This window comes from Nocardioides cynanchi (assembly GCF_008761635.1).
Taxonomy (GTDB): domain Bacteria; phylum Actinomycetota; class Actinomycetes; order Propionibacteriales; family Nocardioidaceae; genus Nocardioides; species Nocardioides cynanchi.
The window spans coordinates 1,362,267-1,386,845 of sequence record NZ_CP044344.1; the positions used below are offsets into that span (position 1 = coordinate 1,362,267).

The 24,579-nt window shown below is 67.5% G+C and carries 28 protein-coding genes; 15 read left to right on the forward strand and 13 right to left on the reverse strand.

What is annotated here, in order from left to right; all coding sequences use genetic code 11:
* Window positions 1-27: 27 nt before the first annotated feature.
* The 3 genes from E3N83_RS06785 to E3N83_RS06795 are packed head-to-tail and all read right to left on the reverse strand — an operon-like array spanning window position 28 to window position 2,627.
* On the reverse strand, window positions 28-486 hold the full coding sequence (locus tag E3N83_RS06785) for a hypothetical protein (RefSeq protein ID WP_151082576.1): 459 nt from the start codon (window positions 484-486) through the stop codon (window positions 28-30).
* Window positions 487-495: 9 nt separating this feature from the next.
* Window positions 496-1,308, reverse strand: coding sequence for a COG4705 family protein (locus E3N83_RS06790; protein ID WP_191907991.1), 813 nt, complete (start codon window positions 1,306-1,308; stop codon window positions 496-498).
* 56 nt (window positions 1,309-1,364) lie between these two features.
* Entirely contained in the window at window positions 1,365-2,627 is a 1,263-nt protein-coding gene (locus E3N83_RS06795) for a sensor histidine kinase (protein ID WP_151082577.1), read from the reverse strand.
* Window positions 2,628-2,728: 101 nt separating this feature from the next.
* Here E3N83_RS06795 and E3N83_RS19485 point away from each other — a divergent pair, with 101 nt between their 5' ends.
* From E3N83_RS19485 to E3N83_RS06825, 5 genes are read left to right on the forward strand one after another with little or no spacing between them, the layout of a single operon-like run.
* The gene (locus tag E3N83_RS19485) at window positions 2,729-3,391 is read left to right on the forward strand and encodes a hypothetical protein (RefSeq protein WP_191907992.1); all 663 of its coding nucleotides are present in this window, start codon (window positions 2,729-2,731) and stop codon (window positions 3,389-3,391) included.
* On the forward strand, window positions 3,388-4,062 hold the full coding sequence (locus E3N83_RS06810; protein ID WP_151082579.1) for an ABC transporter ATP-binding protein: 675 nt from the start codon (window positions 3,388-3,390) through the stop codon (window positions 4,060-4,062). The genes E3N83_RS19485 and E3N83_RS06810 overlap by 4 nt, the downstream gene beginning before the upstream one ends.
* On the forward strand, window positions 4,059-4,721 hold the full coding sequence (locus E3N83_RS06815; RefSeq protein WP_151082580.1) for an ABC transporter ATP-binding protein: 663 nt from the start codon (window positions 4,059-4,061) through the stop codon (window positions 4,719-4,721). The genes E3N83_RS06810 and E3N83_RS06815 overlap by 4 nt, the downstream gene beginning before the upstream one ends.
* Window positions 4,718-7,339, forward strand: a complete 2,622-nt coding sequence (locus E3N83_RS06820; RefSeq protein WP_151082581.1) for an ABC transporter permease — start codon at window positions 4,718-4,720, stop codon at window positions 7,337-7,339. Before E3N83_RS06815 ends, E3N83_RS06820 begins: the two co-directional genes overlap by 4 nt.
* A 9-nt stretch (window positions 7,340-7,348) precedes the next feature.
* Window positions 7,349-8,065, forward strand: a complete 717-nt coding sequence (locus E3N83_RS06825; protein ID WP_151082582.1) for a response regulator transcription factor — start codon at window positions 7,349-7,351, stop codon at window positions 8,063-8,065.
* A gap of 398 nt (window positions 8,066-8,463) precedes the next feature.
* On the opposite strand, the gene E3N83_RS06830 is transcribed toward E3N83_RS06825, so the two are convergent.
* The 4 genes from E3N83_RS06830 to E3N83_RS06845 all read right to left on the reverse strand — a co-directional run bounded on the left by E3N83_RS06830 (window position 8,464) and on the right by E3N83_RS06845 (window position 13,420).
* A complete protein-coding gene (locus E3N83_RS06830; protein WP_191907993.1) occupies window positions 8,464-8,880 on the reverse strand; it encodes a nuclear transport factor 2 family protein in 417 nt (138 codons plus the stop codon).
* Window positions 8,881-8,965: 85 nt separating this feature from the next.
* The gene (locus tag E3N83_RS20195; RefSeq protein WP_191907994.1) at window positions 8,966-10,303 is read right to left on the reverse strand and encodes an HD domain-containing phosphohydrolase; all 1,338 of its coding nucleotides are present in this window, start codon (window positions 10,301-10,303) and stop codon (window positions 8,966-8,968) included.
* A 444-nt stretch (window positions 10,304-10,747) separates the two neighbouring features.
* A complete protein-coding gene (locus E3N83_RS06840) occupies window positions 10,748-11,626 on the reverse strand; it encodes an SAM-dependent methyltransferase (protein WP_151082585.1) in 879 nt (292 codons plus the stop codon).
* Between the two features lie 285 nt (window positions 11,627-11,911).
* Complete coding sequence (locus tag E3N83_RS06845) at window positions 11,912-13,420, reverse strand: GMC family oxidoreductase (RefSeq protein ID WP_151082586.1); 1,509 nt, start codon at window positions 13,418-13,420, stop codon at window positions 11,912-11,914.
* A gap of 351 nt (window positions 13,421-13,771) precedes the next feature.
* Between E3N83_RS06845 and E3N83_RS06850 the strand changes: the two genes are divergently transcribed.
* Window positions 13,772-14,548: an alkaline phosphatase family protein gene (locus E3N83_RS06850; protein WP_151082587.1), complete on the forward strand. Its 777-nt coding sequence runs from the start codon at window positions 13,772-13,774 to the stop codon at window positions 14,546-14,548.
* A 265-nt stretch (window positions 14,549-14,813) separates the two neighbouring features.
* Here the strand turns inward: E3N83_RS06850 and E3N83_RS06855 are convergent, their stop codons facing one another.
* A complete protein-coding gene (locus tag E3N83_RS06855) occupies window positions 14,814-15,038 on the reverse strand; it encodes a hypothetical protein (RefSeq protein WP_151082588.1) in 225 nt (74 codons plus the stop codon).
* Window positions 15,039-16,166: 1,128 nt separating this feature from the next.
* On the opposite strand from E3N83_RS06855, the gene E3N83_RS06860 reads away from it, so the two are divergent.
* The 3 genes from E3N83_RS06860 to E3N83_RS06870 all read left to right on the forward strand — a co-directional run bounded on the left by E3N83_RS06860 (window position 16,167) and on the right by E3N83_RS06870 (window position 17,901).
* Entirely contained in the window at window positions 16,167-16,454 is a 288-nt protein-coding gene (locus E3N83_RS06860; RefSeq protein WP_151082589.1) for a hypothetical protein, read from the forward strand.
* A 733-nt stretch (window positions 16,455-17,187) separates the two neighbouring features.
* A complete protein-coding gene (locus tag E3N83_RS06865) occupies window positions 17,188-17,529 on the forward strand; it encodes a hypothetical protein (protein ID WP_151082590.1) in 342 nt (113 codons plus the stop codon).
* A gap of 165 nt (window positions 17,530-17,694) precedes the next feature.
* Window positions 17,695-17,901, forward strand: coding sequence for a Flp family type IVb pilin (locus E3N83_RS06870; RefSeq protein ID WP_151082591.1), 207 nt, complete (start codon window positions 17,695-17,697; stop codon window positions 17,899-17,901).
* A gap of 626 nt (window positions 17,902-18,527) precedes the next feature.
* Here the strand turns inward: E3N83_RS06870 and E3N83_RS20295 are convergent.
* On the reverse strand, window positions 18,528-18,806 hold the full coding sequence (locus E3N83_RS20295) for a MerR family DNA-binding transcriptional regulator (RefSeq protein WP_337692372.1): 279 nt from the start codon (window positions 18,804-18,806) through the stop codon (window positions 18,528-18,530).
* Between the two features lie 48 nt (window positions 18,807-18,854).
* Here E3N83_RS20295 and E3N83_RS06880 point away from each other — a divergent pair, with 48 nt between their 5' ends.
* From E3N83_RS06880 to E3N83_RS06895, 4 genes are all read left to right on the forward strand, one after another.
* On the forward strand, window positions 18,855-19,286 hold the full coding sequence (locus E3N83_RS06880) for an Hsp20/alpha crystallin family protein (RefSeq protein ID WP_151082592.1): 432 nt from the start codon (window positions 18,855-18,857) through the stop codon (window positions 19,284-19,286).
* Between the two features lie 103 nt (window positions 19,287-19,389).
* Window positions 19,390-19,620 (forward strand): hypothetical protein, encoded by a 231-nt coding sequence (locus tag E3N83_RS06885; protein ID WP_151082593.1) that lies wholly within the window; start codon window positions 19,390-19,392, stop codon window positions 19,618-19,620.
* A 293-nt stretch (window positions 19,621-19,913) separates the two neighbouring features.
* Window positions 19,914-20,195 (forward strand): hypothetical protein, encoded by a 282-nt coding sequence (locus E3N83_RS06890; protein WP_151082594.1) that lies wholly within the window; start codon window positions 19,914-19,916, stop codon window positions 20,193-20,195.
* Between the two features lie 886 nt (window positions 20,196-21,081).
* Window positions 21,082-21,543 (forward strand): DinB family protein, encoded by a 462-nt coding sequence (locus E3N83_RS06895; protein ID WP_202879406.1) that lies wholly within the window; start codon window positions 21,082-21,084, stop codon window positions 21,541-21,543.
* Between the two features lie 400 nt (window positions 21,544-21,943).
* Here the strand turns inward: E3N83_RS06895 and E3N83_RS06900 are convergent, their stop codons facing one another.
* Window positions 21,944-22,174 (reverse strand): VOC family protein, encoded by a 231-nt coding sequence (locus tag E3N83_RS06900; RefSeq protein ID WP_151082595.1) that lies wholly within the window; start codon window positions 22,172-22,174, stop codon window positions 21,944-21,946.
* A 225-nt stretch (window positions 22,175-22,399) separates the two neighbouring features.
* On the opposite strand from E3N83_RS06900, the gene E3N83_RS06905 reads away from it, so the two are divergent.
* Together E3N83_RS06905 and E3N83_RS06910 are read left to right on the forward strand one after the other, a co-directional pair.
* Complete coding sequence (locus E3N83_RS06905; RefSeq protein WP_151082596.1) at window positions 22,400-22,666, forward strand: hypothetical protein; 267 nt, start codon at window positions 22,400-22,402, stop codon at window positions 22,664-22,666.
* A 329-nt stretch (window positions 22,667-22,995) separates the two neighbouring features.
* Window positions 22,996-23,217 carry a hypothetical protein gene (locus tag E3N83_RS06910; RefSeq protein ID WP_151082597.1) on the forward strand — a complete coding sequence of 74 codons (222 nt, stop codon included), beginning with the start codon at window positions 22,996-22,998 and terminating at the stop codon, window positions 23,215-23,217.
* Here E3N83_RS06910 and E3N83_RS06915 read toward each other — a convergent pair.
* The 3 genes from E3N83_RS06915 to E3N83_RS06925 form a co-directional block, all read right to left on the reverse strand.
* Window positions 23,214-23,411: a hypothetical protein gene (locus E3N83_RS06915; RefSeq protein WP_151082598.1), complete on the reverse strand. Its 198-nt coding sequence runs from the start codon at window positions 23,409-23,411 to the stop codon at window positions 23,214-23,216. The genes E3N83_RS06910 and E3N83_RS06915 overlap by 4 nt on opposite strands.
* Before the next feature lie 141 nt (window positions 23,412-23,552).
* Complete coding sequence (locus E3N83_RS06920; protein WP_151082599.1) at window positions 23,553-24,032, reverse strand: DUF421 domain-containing protein; 480 nt, start codon at window positions 24,030-24,032, stop codon at window positions 23,553-23,555.
* Window positions 24,033-24,060: 28 nt separating this feature from the next.
* A complete protein-coding gene (locus tag E3N83_RS06925; RefSeq protein WP_238343101.1) occupies window positions 24,061-24,489 on the reverse strand; it encodes a hypothetical protein in 429 nt (142 codons plus the stop codon).
* Window positions 24,490-24,579 lie beyond the last annotated feature (90 nt).

Below are 24,579 nucleotides of genomic sequence, written 5' to 3' on the forward strand. Positions count from 1 at the left end.
CGTGGCCGGCCCGTTGATGGCGGATTCCTACTCGTGAGTCTTGTAGCCGTGTCGGATGGTCACGACCGGGATCTTGAAGTGCGCCAGCCGGTGCTCGAGGTCCTGGTGGAGCCAGGATGAGAGGTGGTGTGGGGGGACGTCGAGGATGATCTCGTCCACCGGCTCGGCGAACAGCGCCTCCTCGATGGCGTCCATCGGATCGTGACGCACCGATACCGACGCGATCACTGGCGCGCCCGCGGCGAGCTCGAGCTGGGGCAGCGCGGAGCGGAGGGTGACCTCGGCCGCGGCCGCCTTGTCGTGGCGCTCGGGGTGCAGCGGGTGAAGTTCGGCGCGGGCCGGGTTCAAGACGATCAGCCGGAACTGTGCGTCACCGGTCTCGGCGCGGTGCCGGATGGCGTCGCGTAGAGACTTGGTGGGCTCAACGGCATCGGTGACGACCAAGACCCGGTGTGAGTTCGGTGTCGGGGTGGGCGTTTCAGACATCTGGGTCTCCTAGACCTGATCGCTGACGGGGGCCCGCTGCTGGCGGGCCTCGATGGTCTCGGTGCGGTCCTTGTCGGTCACGGTCAGGTAGATCACCACGGCCAGAATCGTGCCCAGGAAAAGCACGCTGGTGCCCAGGGTCCCCAGGTTGAGGCCGCCGTCGGCTTTCGGCGAGGCCAGGTAGTCACCGATGTTCGCGCCAAGCGGGCGGGTCAGGATGTAGGCCAGCCAGAAGCACAGCACCGGCCCCGCGCCGAGCTTCCACGCGACCAGGACGGCCAGGATCAGGCTCAGCGGCAGCAGGACGGACTTGCCCGGAGACCACCCGGTCAGCTCCAACGTCCAGTCGCCGGCCGCGGTGCCCAGGGCGAAGGTGACCAGGACCGTCAGCCAGTACCACGCCTCACGTGGGGTGGTGATGATGGTGTGGATCGACAGGGTGTGCTCGCGGGCGTACCAGATCGAGAACACCGCGGCGAGGAGCACCGCGAAAACGGTGGTGCTGATCCACAGCGGCACGCCCTGGCCGTCGGTGAGATTGTCGGTCAGAAGGGTCCCCACCACACTGATCAGGACGACGCTGAGCCAGTACACACCGGGCACGTAACGGCGCAGCCTGAACTGAGCCACCAGCGCAGCGATCAGGGCCGCGGAGAACACGAGCGTGGTGTTGGTCAGCCCGAAGCCGAGGGTCTCGTTGATGTAGTCGGCAAAGCTCTCCCCCACCGTGGTGCACAAGATCTTGATGATCCAGAAGTAGACCGTCACCTCCGGAACCTTGTTCAACATCACGCGGCCGCGGCTCGTCGTCGCAGTAGTCATGCCTTCCATGCTGAGGGACCCCAACTGCCGCGAACCTGACTGATGGCTCCGTCGCGCTACCTCGGAGCGGCTGGCAGCAGGAGGGTGAAGCGAGTTCCCCGGTCGTCCTGGGAAAAGGTGAGTCGGCCTCTTTGGGACTGGGCCATCGAGCGAGCCATCACGAGGCCGAGGTGCCCCAGCCCGGAGTCGGGCGGCCAGGTCACGGGCCCGTCGCCCTGATCGACGACGTCGATCGCGACGGCGTCCGCGGACTCCCGGCCGACCAGGGTGACGGCCCCCGCGCCGTGCCGGAGAGCGTTGTCGAGCAGGACGTGGAGGATCTGACGTACGGCGACGATGGACGCGAGGGCAGTGGGCGGGTCCTCGACGACGACGCGGAGTGGGCGATCGGCGGCGGCGAAGAGGCCGTGCCACTGTTGGTCGCTCTCACGCAGGAGCGCCGGGACGTCACACGACTCGGTCCTCCCCTCTGTCTCCCTTGTGATCCTCAGGACGTCGTCCAAGGTTTGCGATAGATGCTCCGAGGTAGCGAGGGCTTCATGGGCAGCCCGAAGTAGGCCCTCCGCGTCGGAGTCGAGCCCGGCCTCCAGCTCGAGGCGGAGCCGCGTCAGTGGTGTGCGGAGCTGATGGGAGGCGCGTGCGGCGAAGGCGCGCTCGCGCTCCACGACGTCCGAGAGTCGGCGTGCGGTGGCCGTCAGGGCGTCAGCCGTGCGGTCGATCTCGGTGACTCCGCTGGGCGTGATCCGGACCGTGAAGTCGCCCGCGCCGAGCTGCGCTGCTGCCCCGGCCAAACGGCTCATGGGACGGGCGAGGCGACGGGCCTGCCACAACGCGAGCGTGCCGGCTCCCGCGACGGCCAGCAGGGCCAGTGCAGCGAGCACCAGCAGGTCCCTGTTGGCCGATGACTGGACCGTCGAGCGGCTCGAGGTGGCGCGAACGACGCCGATCACCCGCTCGCCGACGCTGACCGGGACCAGAGCTGCGAGGGTGTCGCTGGTCGTGAGGTGGATGACCCGGCCTGCCAGGACGCCGGTCATCTCGTCGGCTGCCAGGCGACTCGGCCCATCGCCGGCGACCTTCCGGCCGTCCGGGGTGTAGGCCGCGATCTCGATGCCGGGGCCGGCCGCCGGCAGCTCGACCGGGTCGCCGGAGCGGTACGTGGGCGAGACGGTCACCGCGCCTTGGAGGGCGGCACGTTCGAGCTCGCCGCGTTCCTCGGCCACCACGTTGCGTTGGATGGCCACGGCAAGAGGTGCGCCGAGCAGGACGACGGCCAGAGCGACGGCGGACAGGGCGACGACCAGGATCCGCCGGAGCATGGCCCCAGCCTCTCACCTGGTCGGGCAGGTCGCTCGGATGCTTACCTGATGCTTACCCGTTGCTGGCTGGGCGTTGGCTGCCTGCTTCCTAGCGTGGTCGTATGTCTTCCAACCTCGCCGTCGGCTTGGTCACCAGCGCCGTCGCGGTCGGTCTGGTCTCCGCCTGCGGCTCCTCGAGCTCGACCACGGCCACCTCCCCGGCCTCCGGCCCGACCTCGTCCATGTCGAGCGGTGCGCCTCCCCACTCTCCTGGTCCGCGCTCGACAGCACCGTCGACACCGCATGCCACGGAGTTCAGCCCGCCGGGTGACATCCCCGACTCGGCCGTCTACGTCGACCACGTCGCGCCGGGCTCGCACGTGCACCTGACCGTGCCCGAGGGGTGGGCCCAGGTGACCAAGGGCGGTGTGACGACGTACACCGACAAGTACAACTCCATCAGCATCCAGGTCCTCCCCCTGGCACACCCGCCCACCCCCTCGAGTGTCCGCGCCCACGAGGTCCCGCAGCTGAGTCGGACGGTGACCTCGTTCCATCTCCAAGGAATCACGCGAGTCACGCGGCAGCACGGCAGCGCCGTCCACGTCGTCTACGGACTGGACTCAGCACCGAACCCGGTCACCAACAAGGTGGTCCGCGACGTCGCCGAGCGATTCGACTTCTGGCACGCCGGCCAGGAAGCAGTGCTCACCCTCACCGGGCCGAGCAACGCCGACAACGTCGACCCCTGGCAGACCGTCAGCGACTCCCTGCAGTGGAAATGACCGCGCCACGGGCCGATCCCTGCGCGCTGCGAGCCGACCGGATCTACCGGTTCTTCCGCGCGGGCGACGAGGAGACCTTGGCCGTGCAAGGGGTCTCGCTGGAGCTCGCAGCAGGTGAGGTGGTGTGCCTGTCCGGGCCGTCCGGCTCGGGGAAGTCCACCCTGATGGCCTGCCTCGCCGGTACGGACGAGCCGTCGGGCGGCACCGTCTGGGTGGCCGGTGAGCGTCTCAGCGGCCGCACCGAGGCCGAGCGCGCTCGGTTGCGCTCGCGGCACATCGGGACCATGAGCCAGTCGGGAAACCTCTTCGCCCACCTGACCATCGGTGGCAACGTCGCGCTGGCACGACGTATCGGGGGCGGCACGCAGCCGGTGCGAGGGGTGCTCGACGCCCTCGGACTCTCGGACCGGGCCGGGGCATGGCCCCACGAACTCTCGGGCGGCGAGCACGCCCGTGCGTCCCTTGCGGTGGCCCTGGTCAACCAGCCCGCCGTGGTGCTGGCCGACGAGCCCACCGGTGAGCTCGACGAGACGACGGAGACCCAGCTGCTGCGCCTCCTCCGTAGGCACGCCGACCACGGGTGCGCTGTCCTGGTCGCCAGTCACAGTCCAGTGGTACGGCGAACGGCGGACCGCGTGCTGACCATCGACGACGGCCGGATCGTGGCATGAGCAGCTCGTTGGTGGTCTGCGACCGCGCGGCCCGTACCTACGGACATGGCGTCGTCGCGGTCGTCGCGGTCCACGGCGCCTCAGGCACCGTCGGCTCGACCAGCCGTGTCGCTCTCGTCGGGCCGTCGGGATCCGGCAAGTCGACCTTGCTGCACCTGATGGCCGGGCTCGACCGGCCGACCTCGGGCACGGTTGCCTGGCCGTCGTGGCCCGGGGGCGCGTTCCAGGACCCCACCCGCGCCGGCGTGGTCTTCCAGGGCCCGAGCCTGATCCCCTCTCTGTCGGCCCTCGAGAACGTCGCCTTCCCTTTGCTCCTGCAGGGCGTGGGTCACAAGGAGGCAGCCGCTCGCGCTCGTGAGTCGCTCGACCTCCTGGGGCTGGGGTGGCTCAGCGACCGGGCACCGGAGGAGATGTCAGGCGGGCAGGCCCAACGCGTCGCGGTCGCCCGGGTGGTCACCGCGCGACCCCAGCTGATCCTGGCCGACGAGCCGACCGGCCGTCTGGACCGGCGGGCCGGCGAGCAGGTCATCGACCTCCTGCTCGACGCGGCTGACCACCTGACCGCCGGACTGGTAATCGCGACCCACGACCCGGACGTGGCCGGACGGATGAAGGAGATCTGGCGGATGCGCGACGGAGAACTGCAGGTGGCCGCATGACCGGACTCTGGCTGCGCGGACTGCTCCGCCGTTCCCCGCTGCGACTGCTCGCAGCCTCAGCCGGGATCGCTATCGCGGTCGCGTTGGTGGCCGGCCTCGGCAGCTTCCTGGTCTCCTCCGAAGCGACGATGACCGACCGCGCGGCGGCCCAGGTCGCCGTCGACTGGCAGGTGCAGGTGGCCTCCGGGCAGCGCTCGGGCCCGGTACTCACGGCCACCCGGGCCACGCCCGGCACCGTGGCTGCCCTGCCCGTCGGCTTCGCCGACACCCCCCACCTGACCGCCACGGCAGGCGGCACCACTCAGACGACGGGAGCCGGACGCGTCCTCGGCCTCCCGCCCGGCTACCTGCACACCTTCCCGCTCGCGATCCGGCCGCTGACCGGCACCACCACCGGAGCCCTGCTCGCCCAGCAGACCGCCGCCAACCTGCACGTCTCCCCCGGTGACACTATCCGGATCGCCCGCGCCGGCCAGCCGGCGTACCGCGTCAAGATCACCGGGGTGGTCGATCTCCCTCAGGCGGACTCCCTGTTCCAGCAGGTCGGTGCACCGACCCAGTCCCAGCCGGTCGCACCACCGGACAACGTCGTGCTCCTCACCTCTCGCCAGTACCGGCACGCCTACACCTCCCTGGCGCGGCGTCGACCCGACCAGGTCTCCACCCAGATCCACGTCCAACGCGACCACACCTCACTGCCGAACAACCCCTCTGCAGCGTTCGTCGCGGAGACGGGCGCGGCCAACAACCTGTCGGTCCGCACGCACGGAGCCGCCGTGGTCGGCAACAACCTCGGCGCCTCCCTCGATGCCGCCCGCGAGGACGCCAGCTATGCCCGGCTCCTGTTCCTGTTCCTCGGCGCCCCCGGCGCCCTCCTCGGCGCGGCCCTCACCGCGGCGGTGACCGAAGCCGGTGGCGAACGCCGACGCCGAGAGGGCGCCCTGCTGCGCGCTCGCGGCGCCGGCCCCAGCCAGCTGCTCCGCCTGGTCCTGGTCGAAGCCGGAGTGGTCGGGCTCGTCGGAGGCGCCGCCGGCCTCGCCGGCGCCTGTGCCATCAACGCCGCCTCGTCCTGGAAGTGGGACGTCGCCGCCGTGCTGGCAGGGCTCGCCATCGCCGGACTCGTCTGCGCTGTCCCGGCCGCCCGCGACCTGCGATCCGTCGCCGCCGGGGAGAAGGCAGGTCGAACCGAACGCGAGCGCCCGACCTGGATGCGCTTCGGGCTCGACCTCGCCCTGATCGCCGTTGGCCTTGGCGTGTTCTGGGCCGCGGGACGCACCCAGTACACCCTCGTGCTCGTGCCCGAAGGCGTGCCGACCATCTCGGTCAGCTACTGGGCGTTCCTCGCACCCGCCTTGGCGTGGCTGGGCTGCGGGCTCCTGTGCTGGCGCATCGCCGACACGACCCTCCGGCACGAGCGGCTCGTCGCCACCGTGGCACGCCCGTTCGTGGGGCAGCTGGCCTGGCCGGTCGCCGCGACGCTACGGCGGCAGCGGCGGCTCGTCGCGCGTTCAGCCGTGCTGCTGGCCCTGGCCTTCGCCTTCGCCTTCTCCACCTCGGCCTTCAACACCACCTACCGCCAGCAGGCCGAGGTCGACGCCCAGCTCACCAACGGCGCCGACGTCACGGTGACCGAGTCCCCGGGCGCCACGGTGCCACCCTCCGTCGCCCAGCAGCTGGCGTCGGTCCCGGGAGTCAAAGCCGTCCAACCGATGCAGCATCGCTTCGCCTACGTCGGCAACGACCTCCAGGACCTCTACGGCATCGACCCCACCACCATCGGCCAGGCAACCACGCTGCAGGACCCCTACTTCCAGGGCGCCAGCGCCGCCCAGTCGATGGCAGCCCTGGCGGCACGGCCCGACGGTGTGCTCGTCAGCGCCGAGACCGTCAACGACTTCCAGCTCAACCCCGGAGACCTGGTCAAGCTCCGCCTGCAGGACACCCGCTCGCACACCTACACCACCGTGCCGTTCCACTACGTCGGGATCGTCAACGAGTTCCCCACCGCACCCAAGGACAGCTTCCTGGTCGCCAACGCCGCCTACGTCGCCCGCGCCACCGGAAGCCCGACCGTGGGCACCTTCCTGGTCAACACCGGCGGCACCCACGTCACCTCGGTGGCCAACCAGCTCCTGCACACCGTCGGCACCACCGCGACTATCGGCACCATCAACGACGCCCGGGGACTGGTCGGCTCCAGCCTCACCTCGGTCGACCTCTCACGCCTGACCCGGCTCGAGCTCTCCTTCGCCCTCCTCATTGCCGCCGCCTCCGCCGGACTTGTCGTCGGGCTCGGCCTGTCTGAGCGACGCCGCGCCATCGCCATCGCGACCGGACTCGGTGCCGACGCGCGGCAGACCCTGAGGTTCGGGCTGGCCGAACCCGCGTTCGTCCTGCTCATCGGCACCGTCTGGGGACTCGCTGCCGGATGGGGGCTGTCCTACCTGCTCGTGAAGGTCCTCACAGGCGTCTTCGACCCCCCACCCCAGGCCATCGCCGCGCCATGGGGATACCTCGCGGCCCTGGTCGCCTCCGCCACCGTGGCCGTCGCGATCGCCGCATCCGCGGTCATCGAACGCGCTCGCCGCTCAGCACGCGCCCTGCTCCGTGCCATCTAGGCTGCCCGCATGGCGAACCTGCTCGTCGTGGAGGACGAGGAGAAGATCGGGCAGCTCCTCGTCTCCGCCCTCGAAGCCAACGGCCACCGGGTGACCTGGCGACACACCGGCACCGAGGCACTCGATTCAGTGCACCGAGGCTCGTTCGACCTGGCCCTGCTCGACCTCGGCCTACCCGACGTCGACGGCATCGACGTGTGCCGCGAGCTCAAACGCCGCCAGCCCGACTGCGTGGTCGTCGTCCTCACCGCAAGACGCGACGAGATGGACGTCGTCGAGGGCCTGGAGTCCGGCGCTGACGACTACCTCACCAAGCCGTTCCGGATGACCGAGCTCCTGGCCCGGGTCCGAGCCCATCTTCGTCGCTCCTCGGCGGGCCAGTTCGTCTCCGGGACGTTCCGAAGCGGCGACCTCACTCTCGATCCCACCTCGCGACGCTGCCTGGTCGGCGACACCGAAGTAGCCCTACGACCCAAGGAGTTCGACCTCCTCGCGCGACTGGCCTCGGAGCCTGGACGTGCCGTGACCCGTGAGGCCCTCATGGACGACGTCTGGGACCGCAATTGGTTCGGCTCCACCAAGACACTCGATGTGCACGTCGCCGCCGTCCGACGGAAGCTCCAGAATGCTGCCGAGGCCATGGAGCCGCCAGGACATGTCCCCCAGATCAACACCCTCCGAAGCCATGGATACCGACTGGACGCCGATCCCGCACCCGCCGGATGACGCCGTGAGGGGTCCATGTCGGCGCGACTCGGCGGTCGACCACGCGTCAACCACCGCGGACCGGAGGCGAGCGTCGTTCACCGTGAGGCGACTGCTGTGTCAAGGACGCCGCAATCACCCGGATCAGGAGAACCAGCAGACCGGTGCGCGGCCGCGTGGCACCTTCCCTGGTCGGCGCGCCAGCCGGCCCTCGCGACCGCGAAGACGCATCACACCGCAGCGTAAGGCGCGGATCTGCCGAGAAGCGGGCCTTGTTCTATGGCGCGGATGGGTGGCTGGAGAGGATCAGACTGCAGATGGCGCGGTGACTGTTCGCGCTGCCTTGCCTCGTGTGGCTTCCGAGGCAACGAGCAAGCCACCGATCGACGGGTCGGTGGCTTGTCGTTCCCCTCAGGCGTTCAGGCCCAGAACTCCGTCACCACCGGCGGGTCGCCGATGAATTGGTCAACCGATCGGACCTTCCCGTCCTCGAGTTGGAAGTAGAGGATCTGCGTGTCGTCGAAGGTGCGGCCATCGGGGCGGTTCCCAGAGATCCGGGTCAGCACGGCGACGTGGCCCGCGCCGTTCGACATGTACAGCTGGGGGACCGGGCGCAGGGTCCCGGTGGTCAGTTCCATCGAGGCGGCCAGGAAACCGACGATCTCGTCGACGCCGTTCTTGACCCCACCCAGGCTGTCGGGGTTGCGGTGGTTCCAGGTCGCGTCGGCGTGGAAACCCGCGGCGAAGGCCACGACGTCGCCAGCCGCGACGGCTTCGAACCCGGCCCGGACGGCCTCCAGGTCGCTCTGTGCGCTGGTGTCGGTGATGGTGTTCATGGTTTCCTCCTGGTGGTCGGCTGCAACATCCCAGGAACGTAGGTTCATGGTGTGCTCCGCCGCATCGACTGTTCGATCGATATGGCTAGGGGGTCGCCGCTAGGCCGTGCCGCATCGCGAACATGGCCAGAGCCGCCCGGGTGCTGACCTGGCACTTGCCGTAGATGTGCACCGTGTGGGTGTGCACGGTGGAGGCCGAGATGAACAGTCGCTCGGCGATCTGCTTCTTGGTCAGGCCCGCTGCGAGCAGCTGGAGTACGTCGAGCTCCCGCTCGGTCAGGTCGACTGGAAGCGCTGGGAAGCTCGGTTTGGGCCCCTCCGCGGCCGAGAGGACCGCGCGCACCGCGGCCCGGTCCAGAGGCAGCTCGGAGATCCGCCGGGCGGCCTCACCGGGGGTCATCGCCCGTCGGTACGGCCTCGGCTCGCCCAGACTCCGCCAGGTCTCGACCGCGGCGAGCAATCGCGTGGTCAGGTCGAGCTCTCCGGCACGGACCCCCATCGGGTACCCGGAGCCGTCCAGACGCTCGTGGTGCCGGCTGACCACGGCGGACAGCGGCTCCAGGACGGGTGACCGGGCCAGGATCCGGCCCGAGTGGTAGGGGTGCAGCCGCACAAGCTCCCACTCGTCCGGGTTCAACGGCCCCGGCTTCTCCCAGACACCGGTCGGCACCGCGACCCGTCCGAGGTCGTGCACCAGGCCGGCCCGGTAGGCGAGCCCAGGGTCGACGCCCTCGAGCTGGGCTGCGGCACACCTGGCCAGGGTCGCCACCCCGCGCGCATGCCCCTGGAAGTACGGCGACTTCAGGTCGGCTGCGTCGCCGAACCCGGCCAGGACGTCGTCGAGCTGGTCGCCGTCGTCGATGTAGCGGTAAGGCGCGGCCTCTGCCGCGACGACCGCAGCCCAGGGGTCCTCGGCCCGAGAAAGACGGAGTACCCCCTCCGCGTCACTCAGGAATAGCCCCGCGATCTCGGGGTCGAGCGCACGCCCGCACCAGCGGGTCACGGTCTGCACGCTGCCGCCGACCGCGTCAAACATCGCTACCGCGTAGCCGACCGCGGCGAAGCGCGCTGGCTCCGGCACGTCGGCTCCGGACCGGCCCGCGGGCGCGCCCTTGCCGTCGTACCGCTCGAAGGCGCACAGGACGGAGTCGCTGACCGCCGATGGCAGGCCGAGGAGGGCGACCAGTCCGGCTCCGACCTCGCAGTCCGCGCGGGCCGCCTCTGCCACCAGGCCTGGCACGCGCGGCGCGCCGGCCAGGATCCTCAGCTTCTCGGTCCCGCTTCCCAAGCCGGCCAGGAAACGCATCGCCTCGACGGGGTTCGCGGTGTCGGTCAAGTCTCCCCGGGCCCGGACCGCGATGTCGTCGCCACCGAAGTTCGCCGCAGCCTCGTGCGAGGTGGCCGCGCAGCCTGCGAAACGCATCAGAGTCGCGTAGAAGACCTCCGACTGGCGCGAGGCCGAGAGACCGGAACGCCGAGCAAGCTCGGTCGCGACGAGGCAGGACCGCATTGCCTCGCCAATGGGGTGACCGCGCGTCAGGTCGCTGGTCACCGACAGCGCTGCCACCACACCGGCTACCCGCACCTGGCTCGGCACCCCCGGATCGTACGCCCGGCTCAGCCCTAGCCGGAGGTCTCGACGACACTCAACTCGAACTCGAAGCCAACGCCAGATTCGTCGTCAATGATCATTGCATCGCGGCCGGCGAACTGATTCGAATGCGATCGGTTTGAACCAGTTGTGGGCGCTCGACCCGAGCCGCGTCAATCCGCCGCCTGTCGGCGCGTTGCCATGCTCGTGGTGCTGAGGATCGGGAATCACTCGACGGACGACATCCGCTGCACATCGCCAGTGCGCCGACGATAGCTATGCACGCGTGGGTTTGCGTCCGACGGTGATGGCCGGCGCACCCTCAGGGGTCGGAACCGTTCGCACCTCGAGCAGTCCAGCGGAGCGGAGCATCTCCTCGGCCTGTTCGTCGCTGAGCGCGGTGCCCCCGTAGGTGACGGTCTTGAACCTGCCGATGGCGTCGTTCATGACGGAGCCTCCGTACTTTCCGTGTCCGAGCATCAGCCAACCGCCCGGCTGAAGGGCATCAACGACACGCAGCACGCCGGGTCCGAGCGCCGCCTCAGGGATGAACGGGGCCGGCAGCCACGCCAAGACATAGGTCTCAGGGTCGTCCAGAGAGCTCACGTCCTGCTCGCGCAAGATGATCCGGTCGCTGACCGAACTCTCGGCCACCGTCCGTTCTGCCATGGCGAGCACCCGGGGCATCACGTCGATCCCGACAACCGTGAGTCCGGGAAAGAGCTCGGCATAGGCCACCGCCATCGCGGCCACTCCCGTGCCAACGTCGAGCATTCGAGCGCCGGTCGCGAAGGCCTCTTGAAGCCCCGTCAACATCGGCAAGCCGAACTGGGCGAAACCTGCGGCGCCTTGAGCGCTGGCCCGGCCCTGAGCAAGGAGAGCCTCGTCGGACTGCGTAGTCCACATATGTCCCTCTCCTCGAAGCAAAGCACCGACCTGATGGATCGGCGCAGCGGCCTGCGACGCCAGCCCGTCACGGTCGCCCAGGCCCGTCACCCCATCGAGGCCGCTCGCGCTGAGCACGGCCAGTGCGGCCGCCTGATGGGTCTCCGACGCCACCGCTTGAAGGGCCACCACCAAGGCAGCGGTGGACCAGATCGCCTGATCGCCGTCATGAAGGAATGAGTCGAGCTGGTCACGGGCGATCTTTGCCATACGCGCACTGTCCTCGCGGAGGAACACACTGACAAGGCCCAACGGACCACCGAACGACGGTTAACGACTCAGGCGATCGCCACAAGCAGGTGGTCACGCTGACCCGACCACACGCGCGCTCACGACGGGGGGTTCAGTCCTCCGCCCACCCAGTTGCGCCGACCTGCGCAACGGCGAAGGTACTACGGCAAGCCGCGTGAGCACCTGCGTCACTCCGCCGGGCTCGGCGCGACCTCCGAAGCCGCGTCGCCGGCGCGAGGGGGTCGTGCGTTTGTTTGGCGGGGGTTATCTGCTGAGGAGGGCGCGGGCGATGTGCTCGGCCACCATCATGGTCGGGAGGTTCGTGGTTGCGGTGGGGATCGTGGGCATGATGGAGGCGTCGGCGACGGTGAGGGCCTCTGTCCCATAGACCGAACCGTGCGAGTCGCACACCGCTCCCCGGGCGGGGTCAGGACCCATGGTGCAGGTGCCCACAGGGTGGTGGAAGGTCGAGACGGCCGTGCGGGCCCAGGTCGCGAGGGCGTCGCGGTCATTGGTCGGGCAGGTCGGTCCCGGCGCGAGCTCGGAGCCGGTGGTGATCGCCGCCATGGGTTCGCTGTGCGCCAGCCGTCGCGCGTGGGTGACCGCGTCGACCATGCGCTCGAGGTCATCGGGGTCGGTCAGGTGAGCCAGATGGATATGGGGAGGGGCCCCGGGGTCCGTGGAGGCCAGACGGACCCAGCCACGCGATCGTGGCGACATCACCCCTGAGACAAGTCCGAACACACCGGCCCTTGCGTTCGCGTCGACGCCGGCGTCGAACGGGCCGGCCGCGAACATCAGCAGGTCGGCGGGACCGGTCTGGTCAGCGCGGTCTGAATGGAATGTCATGTGCACCTGGAACCGGCTCAGGGCCTGAGCGGATCGGGTGGGCAGATCGACGGAGAGCAATGGGTGGTCGGCGAGGTTCGACCCGACCCCAGGGAGGTCTATCACCGGCGCGATGCCTAATGCACCCAACTGGTCTGCGGGCCCGATCCCGGAACGGGCCAGGATCATGGGACTGGCGTAGGCCCCCGCCGTGAGGGCCACGCGATCCGCATCGACCACCGTTCCATCGAGGAGACGAACCCCGATGGCCCTCGTCCCCGCGCACTCGACCTGGGCCACCACGGTGTCGGGCAGGATCGTGAGGTTCTTGCGAGATCGCGCCTCGGCGAGATAAGTGACAGCGGCGCTCATCCGGGTGCCGTCGCGCGCGTTGCGTGGCGTTGCTCCGGCCCCGACCGCACCGGGTCGGTTGTGGTCCTCGACTTCGGTATGACCAAGGCTGACCGCTCCGTCGAGGAACGCGGCCTGGACGGCGTTCAACTCATCGCGGGAGTAACGGCGGATGGGGACCGGACCGTCCGAACCATGCCACCGATCGTGGAAGTCCTCGTCACTCTCCAGGCGACGGAAGTCATCCAGTACGTCGGCGAACCCCCATCCCGGGACACCCAGCGCCGCCCAGCCGTCATAGTCCTGCGTCGCACCACGAAGTGCAAAGCACGCGTTCGTGGCCGAACACCCACCCATGATCCGAGCCCTTGGCAGCGCGATCCCGCGGTCGAGCTCAGCGTCAGCGAGATAACCCCAGTCGTGGCCAACGGTAGGTTCCGAGGCGTCCATGACATCAGGTGGGAGTGTCCGCGGGTCCGGGTGATCGGGGCCCGCCTCGACCAACAGCACCGTTCGGCCCGTGTCTTCGCTGAGCCGAGCCGCCAACACACAACCCGCCGCACCCCCTCCCACAACGACGACGTCAAAGCCCATCCCAGAACGTTACCGCTGTGGTAGCACGGCACATTGCTGCGCAATTCAGCCGCCGCATCTAAGGACTTTCCGGGGCCGCGTGGTGTCCGTCGCTCACGCTCGCGAGCCGGGTCAGAGTTCGGCCAGATCGCGATCGAGTTCCGTGGGACGTTGACTGGATCGCCCGAACGTCAGAGGCTTCAGTGGAGAGCGAGCTCGGCGCCCCCGCGAAGCCACCACACACGGGAAGGCACGAGCACCATCGCAAGGACGCACACGAGGGTCCACCCTCCAGCTCTGGCAGCGCTGACAGCGCTGGCTGCTCTGGCTGCTCTGGCTGCTCTCCCGGTTCCGTCCGCCTCAGGCGCGGCGGTGACGCCCACCAAGGTCCTCACCATCATGGAGGAGAACCACTCCTACGCCGAGGCTCGCGCCGGGATGCCCTATCTGGCGAGGCTCGCCAACCGCTACGCGTACAGCACGCACTTCCATGCTGTCACGCATCCGTCGCTCCCGAACTACATCGCTATCGCCGGTGGCTCGACATTCGGGGTCACCACCGACACCGAGGCGATCCCGTCGCCGAAGATCGGGTCACACCAATCGGTGTTCGGGCAGGCCCTGGCGGCCGGCAAGACCGCCAAGGTCTACGCGGAGTCCATGTCGGCCCCCTGCTCGGGCGCCTCCGGCGGCGGCTACGCGCCCAAGCACAACCCGTGGGTGTACTTCGGTGCCGAGAAGAAGTCGTGCCGCAAGTACGACGTCCCGGATACCTCGTTCCTCACCGACGCCAAAGCCAACGCCTTGCCGAACGCCGGGATGCTGGTTCCCAACCAGGGCAACGATGCCCATAACGGCACCCTGGCGACAGCCGACCGCTGGCTCAAGGCCCGGCTACCAACAGTCCTCGCGTCCTCGGACTTCACATCGGGTCGGCTCACGGTGATCGTCACCTTCGACGAGGATGACCGCTCCACAACGACCAACCATGTCTACACCGTCGTCCTGAATGCGGCCCTCGCGCGCACACATCGAGTCGTGACCACCCGCCTGAGCCAGTACGCCATCACCGGCTACTACGAGCACGTTCTCGGCGTTCGGCTGCACCACAAGGCCACGGCGCGGCTGCGCACAGCATTCGGGCTGTGAGGCCCAACCTGCACGCGGTTGTCTACTGACGGCCACAACGACGGCTGCACTGGGTGTCCACCACGAACAAGAGGGATGCGGATGCGTGCTTGTCCTCTGCTCGTCGCGCCAACAGCGGTCCGGGGCCACACGAGCCTCCGGCACACGACCAGTTCGCGGGCACATGCTGCAACTGTTCGGGTGGCGGGAAACAAGACCCGTTGGAGAGTTCGAGGCTCCAGCGGGTCTTTGTCGTGCGCCCACGTTGTCGGCCGTCGACCTTGGCTCAGTCGTCGTCATCCAGGGACTTTCGGCACTGCACCGCTCGCTCGTCGCGGCTGACGATGTCGAGATGCCGTGGTTCTTCCGAGCGATCGAGACAGCACAGGGCCGATGGGAGTGCCGCCACGGCGTGCGCGTGTTCGACGACCACGAGAGCCTCGAGGAGGCCTTGGAGCACCTCAGGGTGCTGGCCGCTGGCCAGGGGTCTGCTGGGCAGCTCTTCATCCATCACCGAGAAGGTCTGGTCCGTGACGTGGACGTTTAGCGGCTGGCGGCTCGGATGAGGCGCTCGCACATGGGGCACCGAGCTTCGGTCGGGCTGTCGCTGAAAGGCAGTTGATTGAACCGTGGCATCCCGGCTAGCCCGAAGCCGCACACGGTGTCCTTGGCGTCCTCTCGGTAGGCGTGCTGTTTCCCTTCGGGACTCGCGCCGACTTCACGGCCGAGCCTGCTGGAGAAGGCGGCGACACGGTAGTTGGGCATCCGATGATGGTCGGACGCTTTCTGCCGGTACGAGTCTGGCCGTGGTGCGGCCGCCCGGGCTCGTCGCACGCCCGCAACCCGTGGCCCGACTGGGTCTGGAACCGCCCGCTGTCGCGAGAATACGATACGCGACACGCGCGTCATATCTGCCGAATGGACGACAGAATGACGCTCCAGCGCCCCGCTAGGTCAGAGCCCCGCGGGGCGCGACCACGCTTGGCTTCCCAGCGTCATAACAACAGTAAATTTAGATCTCCTAAAGAGGGGCTGACGGCCTGTGGCGGTTTTTGGTAGCGGGTACACGGCTCCTGCCGGGGGATTTGATCTCCGGTGTGGACGCGCCCAAGGCGCCGGGGGGAGCTAAGGACGCGTCCACTCTCGAACCTTTCGCTTCGACCCCATGCCCGCTGGAGACCGAGACTCCGGCGAGCTTCGTTCATGCGGTCTAGACCAGAAGCGTCGGGTGCTGGGCTTGCCGTAACCCAGGACCGCACCCCCTCGTCAGTCGGCAGTTCTACACGCCGCTCATCCCCTCCCGGATGCTGGCGTGGGGTACTACCGGGGGTACAACTCCGGTGTGGATGTGCCCGGGTCGCCCCGGGGGTGCTGTCTGGGCGCATCCACATTCACACAGAGATTCAGCGGGTTGGCGAGGCTAGTCTGCTGACTTCCGGGCCCATTCCGGGAGGGACGTCTCGCGGGCACCCCCTCCCCCCGGTGCGTCAGCCGAGCCGCAGGGCGCACCCCGTACCACGCCGGGCTTCGTGATGAGCCGAGTAAAGAATGTCGGCCGGTCGTGACGCATTCAAGACGGCCAGCGCTGTACCAGTTGAGGCTTGACCTTGGATCACCCCCCATCCCGAAGGACAAGAACATGAACCGATTCCGCACCACCGCCGTTGCGTTCGTCTCCACCCTCGCAATCGGCTCGTTCGCCGTGACCGCCGTCCCGGCGGCGTTCGCTGACGATGGCTCGACTGACGCCACTTGCACCACCGCGCAGGCCCACGTCGACAAGGCCACTGCGAAGTGGGAGGTCCTGCAGGCTAAGTACGCGGCCCACCCGACCAAGAAGGTCAAGAAGGCCAAGAAGGCGCAGGCCCAGCGCGTCGCTCATGCGACAGCGCAGCTGGACTCGTGCCTGGCCGGCCTGCCGGTCTGACGTCTGGCCCAAAGCGGCCCACCGAGCCAGTTCGGTGGGCCGATTTGTTCCGGTTGGCTGCTGTCCGAAGGGCCCCAGCCGCATCCTCACTCCCAGCACGTCCCATCAAGGCCTAGCGTCGAGCATGCACATCTACCGTCCCGCTGAGCGACCCGACGTTGAGGTCCAGGTCGATGGCATGTGGTGGCCTGCCGACCTCCGAGGCTGGTGTGAGAAAGACGGCGTCCGGCTCATCAACGTGCAGTGGCGCACCGCACCCGGCGAGGTACGGCTGGACACCGTGCCGGCCGATCAGGTGTGTCAGGTCTAGCCCTAGAGACCCGAGACTCCCGCGGGCTTCGTCATGCGTCAAGCAATCGCCCTCTCATGCCGATGATGTGCGTGCGCTGGCTAGTCGGAGGAGAGGTGAGACTGAACCAGTTCCAGGTGGCCGACCGGGAACCGATGTTCCACCCAACGTCGCAAGTACAGCTCTGGGACGAGACAAGGTCGATGCGCGGGTCCACATCCGCTGGTACGACGCGGCCGACGACAGATGACACCAGCCCGCCTGCTCTGCCCGACGCCCTGGAGCCCGGGACTCCGTCGGGCCTCGCCATGCGAGTGGAGAGGAAGGGCGGTGTGGCCGGTGATCCCCGGTCTGCACTAGCCCTTACGGCGGCCATGCGGCCGTCGGGCCGGCGCACGTGCCATTCCCCTGAGAAAAGTCCAAACATCGGAAGGTGACACGCAAATGATCCGAGAAGAACTGAAGCGGTTGTTCACTCATCGGGAGCGCCACCGTCGCCTCCTCGCACGAATGATGCTCGCGGCTGGCTCCTCGCTCATCGTGTTCCTCATCGGCACAGTGGCAGTGTGGCTGACCGAAAGCGGTCAGAAGGGCGGGAGCATAACCGGACTCGGCGACGCCGCATTCTTCACCGCCGTCCAGTTACTCACCATCTCGTCCTCGCTCCCCAACCCTGTCACCACGGCGGGCAAGGTCATCGATATCGCCCTTGAAGGTTGGGGTGTCCTCGTTATCACTGCGGTAGCAGGAAGCTTCTCGACCTTCTTCAGCTCTGGAGACGCCTAGACCCGACAAACATCTTTGCGCGTGCCCCCGGGGGTTCTCTAGTCCCGACGTGTCATGCCGCAGGCCCAGTCAGCCGATGTCACTTGCAGCCGCAGCGCACACCATTGGGTGCGGGGGGAGCGACAGAAGCGTTCCCGAAGACATCAATCGAGGGGAACCTTCAACATGCTCGACTACCTACGCATCATTCTCAACGCCCGCATCGCCAGAATGGACGAGCGCGGCGCATCCGCCGTCGAGTACGGCCTGCTCATCGCCGGCATCGCCGCCCTGATCGTGATCATGGTGTTCGCATTCGGTGGCGTGCTGAGCAACATTTTCAAGAACACGTGCAACAAGGTCGGCTCCGGCGCCAGCGCCGGCACCTGCTGACCCTGCTTCACCCCGATGCCCGCCGGGAACCCGGCGGGCATCGCCATGTGTGCGAGATTTGAGTGGGTGGTGCCGCCTCAGCGTATGGGCGATACCCACGTGTCTTCGCCATCTCGGTGATCGGCAGACCGGCCGGGTGCACCGGTGGGTGCAAGGTGGTAATCGAACTCGAGTGATTCAGGTCACGCCCTTCTTCGATATCACTCGCCAGCCGCCTCGGCAGTCACACGGCACAGGGGCGGCTTGGCACCGTGGACTAGTCCCAGTGGGCCAGGCATAACGGTCCAATTGGGCACGTCACCTTCCGTCGTAAGCATCGTCACATGGTTGGAACACCCGTCAGATCGAAGTTTCACAGGCGGCTCTTGCGCCAAGAGTTGGCCGCCCGATGGGGCGTGGCGGCACTCTTTGTGCGCTAAGTAGTTGGTGTGATGGCTCACCTGACCGTCGACCTGATGCCCGCCGAGTCTCCGAGCCATCGGCGGGCATCGTCGCACGTGTCTGCGCCGAACGGCCGGGTATGCCGATGAGCTGGCCGGCCGATCGGATGGCCGATCGGATGAGAGCGCCGCGCTATGGGCTGGTGCGGATCGTCGCGCGCACGTGTGCGAGCTCGTTCTCCAGCTTCAACACTCGGCGTACTCCTGCGAGGTTGAGGCCATCGTCGAGTAGTTGCGCGATCCGAAGAAGCACGATGATATCGGCTTCGCTGATAGCCGGGTCCCGCCCGCCGTCCGGGCCGGTGCGAGCAGACCGCGGCGCTCGTACACGCGGAGGTTCTGGACCGGCAGGGCGGCACGTTCAGCGGCCACGGAGATCGCGGAACATCCCGCGCTCGTCTGGACGTGGGTGTGGCTCCATGACAAGTCTCCGTCCCGAAGGGCTTGACAGTATGTGAATCTCACGCTACATAAAACCTATAACGATTGATACACCCAGAAAGGAGACCACCGATGCTTCTTCGAACCACGGACCCGTTCCGCGACTTCGATCGCCTCGCCAGCCAGTTCCTGGGCACTCTGGGTACCACCAACCGCCCTGCCGTCATGCCGATGGACGCCTGGCGCGAGGGCGAGGTGTTCCGCCTCGAGTTCGACCTGCCTGGTGTTGCGCCCGACTCGATCGACCTGGACGTCGAACGCAACGTGCTCACGGTACGGGCAGAGCGGGTCGCACAAAACGGTGACTGGGAGATGCTGGCCTCAGAGCGCCCCCGTGGCATCTTCAGCCGGCAACTGGTCCTGGGCGACAACCTCGACCTCGACCAGATCCAGGCCAACTACGACGCGGGAGTGCTCAGTCTCACCATCCCGGTCGCCGAACGCGCCAAGCCACGCAAGATCGAGGTCGGCACCAGCTCCGAACCCGCCGCGATCGAGGCCTAGCCGCGCAGGGACACGCTCCGACCACCATCGGACCCGACATCACGCATACATCCGAACGGAGCGCGCCCCTCACCCTCCACAGGCACCTCAAGCAGGAGACGTCATGACGATGACCGCCCAGCTCAGTCCAGGAGAATTAGCTGACGCGCCGTGCAGCGTCGCCGACTGCCTCGAAACCGCCACAACCATGGGAGCCGCCACCGTCCGCATCGATCCCCACGTAGGCGCGCCGCCGGACTTCGAGATCCTCACCTTCGGCCTCCCACTGTGCCTCAACCACGCCCACCTACTACGCAGCGGCTGCGACCTGCTCGCCTTCCGTAGCGGGATCTGACACCGCGCTCTCGGCGGAGAAGAACTCACCTCCGCCCGCAACCTGCAAGCGGAGGTGACTAGGCCCGCCGGTTGTTCTCACGGGGGGACCGGCGGGCCGACCACAGACAACCAGACTCACCAACGACCGCTCGGGCCGCCGCCGAACGCTTTCATTCCGATGAGCGTGAGTGATCCTCGTTGGTTGCGTTGACACGTATCGCTCGCTGCGTATTTTGAGAATCCGGTTCAGCTCCCTGCTCAGGAGGCTGTCGTAATGTTGCGTCGAGTTGTCGCATGAGGGTTCTACATGACGTGATCCTGCTTGCCTCTCCCACGTTTGTGTTTATTGGCACGGTGTTGAGAATGTGGGACTCCGTGGCGGAGGCCGACAAGGACGCTGAGTTCCTTCCCCGCAACACGAGGGAGGAGTTTCGCCATCTCTTCAGGTTCTTCTCGATGCTCGATCGGGTTGAGCATGCGGTAGCCCCCGACCGATACACCTACTACCTGCGGACAGCGCAGGGCTGGTTCTTCTTGTCCGTGGGTTCGTTCGGGGGCATGCTTCTCGCCATCCGCCATGTGCTGTTCCCTTGAATGAGGTCCCAACAGTGGAGGTGGCGGCATGCGGAGTCGTCTCGGTGGAGCGCGCGCAAACAACAGAGCGTCTTGGACAGATGTCGCTCGAGGATCGGAGCGCGACGGCGTCGCCGCTCTCTCCAAGCCCTCCAGAACACGGTTTCGGCCCTCCACACCGCCCGCCAGCTCGGCCAGTGACAGTCCTAGATCCTCGTACATGCCCTTGACCCACATGATCGCCCCCGAACAGCGCTGCACGAGAGTGCGGGGGGTCACGGCTCTCGACGAACCACAGGCGACGACAGGAAGCGAACCGACCACCAGACCGATAGCGGCGTAGAGAGACGAACCTCGCTCATCGATTGTTGCAGCGGCTGGGCGTCCCGTGCACGCCGCGCCCGTTAAGGACAGGCCGCGGCCCAGCCCGACTTCGGGGAGGCGATCAAGACGCTGGAGACCTGCGACGGGACCCGTTCGTCGAGCCCGTGACAGGTACACACCTCCCCGCCTAGGGGCTGCTTCTGGAGGGGTGACGTGTCGCAGCGGGCTGGCAGCGACGCATCCAGGGGCCGGTGCGCGACACCAGAGGCCCGATCGTGGTCGAAGGAATGGTTGCGTGAGGACACTCTGTGGGGCGGCCCGACCTTCCGCCACGGACCCGGGACCGCCGCGTGGTCTCCATATCGGGTGGTCGCCCGCCGATCGCGCTCTCATGTGAATGTGACTGCGTCCACCGGCGGCGACCCAGCGCGAGGACCTGCCGTGGCAATGCGAGGTCCCTCTCGCGTCATGGGTCTGATCTGATGGTCACCAGCAACGCCCCGCACTCAGAGGAGCTGCCGTGACTTCCATCGACCTGAGCACACGTACCCACGTACCCACCACGTTCGACGAACGCGCCACAGTGACCCAGCTCCTGAGCTACGTCCGCCTGACTGTGCACGCCAAGTGCGTCGGCTTGTCCCAGTCGGATGCGGTGACGACGCCGCTGGCGAGCTCGCCGGCCATGAGCATCGCTGGCCTGGTCAGCCATCTGCGCTGGTCAGAAGCCTTCTGGATCGACGTCGTCTTCCTCGGCGGGTACAACCAGTGGCCAGGGTCGGACGACGACTCCGAGCTCCAGATGCGCCGTGGACTCCAACAACCCGTGGCCCAGCTGCTCGACGAGTACGCCGAGCAGGCAGCCCACACCGACGACGTGATTGCCGCCCACGAATGGGACGCAGAAGCAGTCGGCCGAGACGAGAACACTGGCAAACCGTTCGCGTTGCGGTACATCATCACGCACCTGATCGAGGAGACCGCCAGGCACAATGGTCACCTCGACATCCTCCGCGAGCTCGCCGACGGCGTCACCGGCGACTAACCGCCTTAACTCCCGCCCATGCCGCTGTCCGCCGCTCTCATGCCAATGCGCGGCTTAGTGGTGCTCGATGAGGGTGCTGGGGGACAGATCCTCGCGTCCTACATGGCCTCCGGCACCCTGACGGCAACGCGGATAGCGGCATGCGAGTTCGTTGCGAACCTAGCACCAGTCGCGGTGCCGGGAATGGCTTCGGCTCGGTAGGCATTTCGTGTAGGGAGGCGCGGCTTCGGGGTGAGATCAAGCGAGCGCACCGCCGCGCGTCAGGGGGACCCTCGCCCCTGGGCTCAGAGCTGGACGATGGCGTGAGTGTTCCCGTCCGGGTCTTTGACCCACGCCACCCGTTCGTTGCCCGACTGGGCGATCCCTGTCTCTTTGATGTGAGGCGGTCCGTGTTGTAGTGCTAGAAGGTGACGCCGTTGACCGTCAGTTCGTCCACTGTCCTTTCCACGCCGACGACCTCCCAGGCTGCCACCGTTGTGCCTGACTTACCGGCGCTGGTGGGCGAGAGATAAGTGTGGATCTCACGTCTCTGGCCGCATTGGTAGGTGATCCCGCCGTCGACGATCGGGCGGCCGTCTGAGAGCCCGAGCTTTGTCTCGTAGAACTCTCTCGCCTGGGTCATGTCAGACACAGGCGCTGCCGGTTCAACCCTTGCATCTCGCAGGCTCAATGACGCTCCTCCGGTGGGTTGCACTCGACGGACGCTCCCATGGCTGAGCCTCACTTGACAGCACCGATAGGCGCAACGCCGTCCGGCCTGCCCTGCGATCACCTGCTGCGAACGCAGCTGTCGCCATCCTGAAAGCAGCCTGACCAGACTGGTTCAAAGGTGTCCCTCAACCCTTAGCCTGACGCCATGATCGTCGAGATGCAGCTTCCAGCGGTCACACAGGTGACGGCTACAGCGATCTACAGTGACGGCTGCTGGCTGGTCTGCCTTGCCGGCTCGCCCGAGATCCACATCCGCGTCCCACACCTCCGCGACGTCGACACAGCCATGAGCCAGGCGCTGCGCTGCGACCTGGGCCGGGAAGACGTCAATGCCAGCGTCTACATCCGCTGGTACGACGCGAACTACGACAACGTGACCTGGCCCCTCGATCAGGGGGCGCCGGCCTCGTGAGGGTGACACTTCTCGCCCACTCTGGACCCGGCACCTCACTGGCCGAAGCGTCGGGTTCCTACCTGTAGACGACCTGGCGGCGCTCTCCGAACGATCGTGGGTGTCGCCCCGTCGACCAACCCCAGTCAGCCGGCAGGCGCACCATCTCCCCTGGCCCAGCGCTGTCTGAAACACCGAGCACGCGAGGGCTACGGTCCACAAGCAATCGGCAGGGGTCTTCGGGGACGCAAAAGGAGGTCCCGCCCCTGGCGCTCCGCCGCCCACGCCTGCTGGCGGGGCGCTGCCCGTGACAGTCCTGACTGCGCCCTCGAGGCATGCGCCCATCGGGGATGACCGACTACTACCGCGTCGCAGCCTTCCCCCGGTCCAGCCGCGACGCCGACAAAGTACTGGTCGGCAAACAACACGCCTATCTCGAGGGCGTCAGAGCCACCGTCTGCGGCTTCGGCTTGGTCCAGATGCGCAGGTTCGAGCAGTTGCCGTTCAGCGCCAGCCCACCCTCGGAACGCTGCCTGTTGTGCGACAGGGTCGTCCGCGCCGCCAGCCACTAGCCGCCCAAGTCGGCCCGCACCTCTCCGTCCACGGTGTGAATGAAGATCTGCCCCACTGGCTGCAGCTCGCCCGCGAGGACCCGGAGGTGGGCGAGAGCCTCGTCGAGGGTCGCGTGGTCGTCGAACACCTCGACTCCGTGGTGGCAGGCCCACGTGCCCTGCACGCTCTGGATCGCCCGGAAGAACCACGCCACAGCGGCATCATCGGGCCTGACTGGCTACCCGAACCAGTGTCGAAGGTCCCGTGACCCCGACACTACGAACAGACCGCCGGCGGCAGTGCGGACCACTCGGCTCACTGGGATTGACCTGAAATGATCAGTTCTGAGGGGAACTCATGATCTGGCGCCGGAGGTCGGGCCGCCTGAGGAGGATTCGGCAGCGGTGAAGAAGGAGACCTTTCCGTCGGCCTCGAGGATGGCGAGCTCGATGTCGGCGAGGTCGCGGATGCCTTGCTGGCGGGCGTTGGCGAGCAGGTCGGACTCGGTGAACCGTTGCTGTCGGGCGGCCACCGGAAGGAGGTGACCGTCGCGGACCACGACGATGGGCTTGCCTCGGATGACCGACCGGGTTCGCGGAAACTTCCACTGCAGCCAGGAGAGGGCGACGGTGAGGAGCGCGAAGACCGAGATGGTGAGCACCCCGGAGGTGACCGAGTAGTCCTGCTGGGTCACGGACTGTTGGATCAGGTCTCCCATCGTGACGTACAGGAGCAGCTCGAACGTGCTCAGCTCGCCCAAGGTCGAGCGCCCCACAGCCCTCGTCACGGCCCAGAGGAACGCGAACATCACCGCGGCCCGGATCACGATCTCCACAGGCTCGGCTCCCTTCGTGTCCGACGGTTCATGGCAGAAGCCTGGTGTGGATGTCCACAGACGCGACGGGCGAACCGCCGTCGATCACCGACACGGTGGCATAGCGACCCTGCTGGCTAGCGGGCTGGATGTAGGCGTCGAAGTCGACCACGAACGTCTCGCCGGGAGGCGAAGTGAAGGTCAAGTACAGGGTGTTGCCGTCCCGTGTCTCGTCGGAGGGGTTCGGGTGAAACCCCTGGGTCTCGAAAATGTTGAAGTAGTCACCGGTGACACCGAGAGTCAGCTGTTTCCCGAAGCCGCCGCGATGGCTGACAGTGACCTGCCATGGAGTATCCAAGCCGGCCCGCGCAACAGAGGGATAGTGCACGGTAAGGGAATAGCCGTGGGCGCTAGCGGCCTCCGTGCTTGTCCGGACGCCCAGCAGGCTGAGCAGGTCGGCGGCGACCAGCACACTCATCGCTGCGAGCATGGCGCGCCGGAGCCAGAGCGCCACCGCGTGGCTGCCCTCGTCGATCTCCTCTCCGGTATGGGACCGGAACGTGGAGGT

Bases quoted from the DNA above. Each gene is read 5' to 3' on its own strand.
- E3N83_RS06785 (WP_151082576.1), bottom strand. From the start codon at position 486: ATGTCTGAAACGCCCACCCCGACACCGAACTCACACCGGGTCTTGGTC.
- E3N83_RS06790 (WP_191907991.1), bottom strand. From the start codon at position 1,308: ATGACTACTGCGACGACGAGCCGCGGCCGCGTGATGTTGAACAAGGTT.
- E3N83_RS06795 (WP_151082577.1), bottom strand. From the start codon at position 2,627: ATGCTCCGGCGGATCCTGGTCGTCGCCCTGTCCGCCGTCGCTCTGGCC.
- E3N83_RS19485 (WP_191907992.1), top strand. From the start codon at position 2,729: ATGTCTTCCAACCTCGCCGTCGGCTTGGTCACCAGCGCCGTCGCGGTC.
- E3N83_RS06810 (WP_151082579.1), top strand. From the start codon at position 3,388: ATGACCGCGCCACGGGCCGATCCCTGCGCGCTGCGAGCCGACCGGATC.
- E3N83_RS06815 (WP_151082580.1), top strand. From the start codon at position 4,059: ATGAGCAGCTCGTTGGTGGTCTGCGACCGCGCGGCCCGTACCTACGGA.
- E3N83_RS06820 (WP_151082581.1), top strand. From the start codon at position 4,718: ATGACCGGACTCTGGCTGCGCGGACTGCTCCGCCGTTCCCCGCTGCGA.
- E3N83_RS06825 (WP_151082582.1), top strand. From the start codon at position 7,349: ATGGCGAACCTGCTCGTCGTGGAGGACGAGGAGAAGATCGGGCAGCTC.
- E3N83_RS06830 (WP_191907993.1), bottom strand. From the start codon at position 8,880: ATGAACACCATCACCGACACCAGCGCACAGAGCGACCTGGAGGCCGTC.
- E3N83_RS20195 (WP_191907994.1), bottom strand. From the start codon at position 10,303: ATGCGTTTCGCAGGCTGCGCGGCCACCTCGCACGAGGCTGCGGCGAAC.
- E3N83_RS06840 (WP_151082585.1), bottom strand. From the start codon at position 11,626: ATGGCAAAGATCGCCCGTGACCAGCTCGACTCATTCCTTCATGACGGC.
- E3N83_RS06845 (WP_151082586.1), bottom strand. From the start codon at position 13,420: ATGGGCTTTGACGTCGTCGTTGTGGGAGGGGGTGCGGCGGGTTGTGTG.
- E3N83_RS06855 (WP_151082588.1), bottom strand. From the start codon at position 15,038: ATGGATGAAGAGCTGCCCAGCAGACCCCTGGCCAGCGGCCAGCACCCT.
- E3N83_RS06860 (WP_151082589.1), top strand. From the start codon at position 16,167: ATGAACCGATTCCGCACCACCGCCGTTGCGTTCGTCTCCACCCTCGCA.
- E3N83_RS06865 (WP_151082590.1), top strand. From the start codon at position 17,188: ATGATCCGAGAAGAACTGAAGCGGTTGTTCACTCATCGGGAGCGCCAC.
- E3N83_RS06870 (WP_151082591.1), top strand. From the start codon at position 17,695: ATGCTCGACTACCTACGCATCATTCTCAACGCCCGCATCGCCAGAATG.
- E3N83_RS06880 (WP_151082592.1), top strand. From the start codon at position 18,855: ATGCTTCTTCGAACCACGGACCCGTTCCGCGACTTCGATCGCCTCGCC.
- E3N83_RS06885 (WP_151082593.1), top strand. From the start codon at position 19,390: ATGACGATGACCGCCCAGCTCAGTCCAGGAGAATTAGCTGACGCGCCG.
- E3N83_RS06905 (WP_151082596.1), top strand. From the start codon at position 22,400: ATGATCGTCGAGATGCAGCTTCCAGCGGTCACACAGGTGACGGCTACA.
- E3N83_RS06910 (WP_151082597.1), top strand. From the start codon at position 22,996: ATGACCGACTACTACCGCGTCGCAGCCTTCCCCCGGTCCAGCCGCGAC.
- E3N83_RS06925 (WP_238343101.1), bottom strand. From the start codon at position 24,489: ATGAGTGTGCTGGTCGCCGCCGACCTGCTCAGCCTGCTGGGCGTCCGG.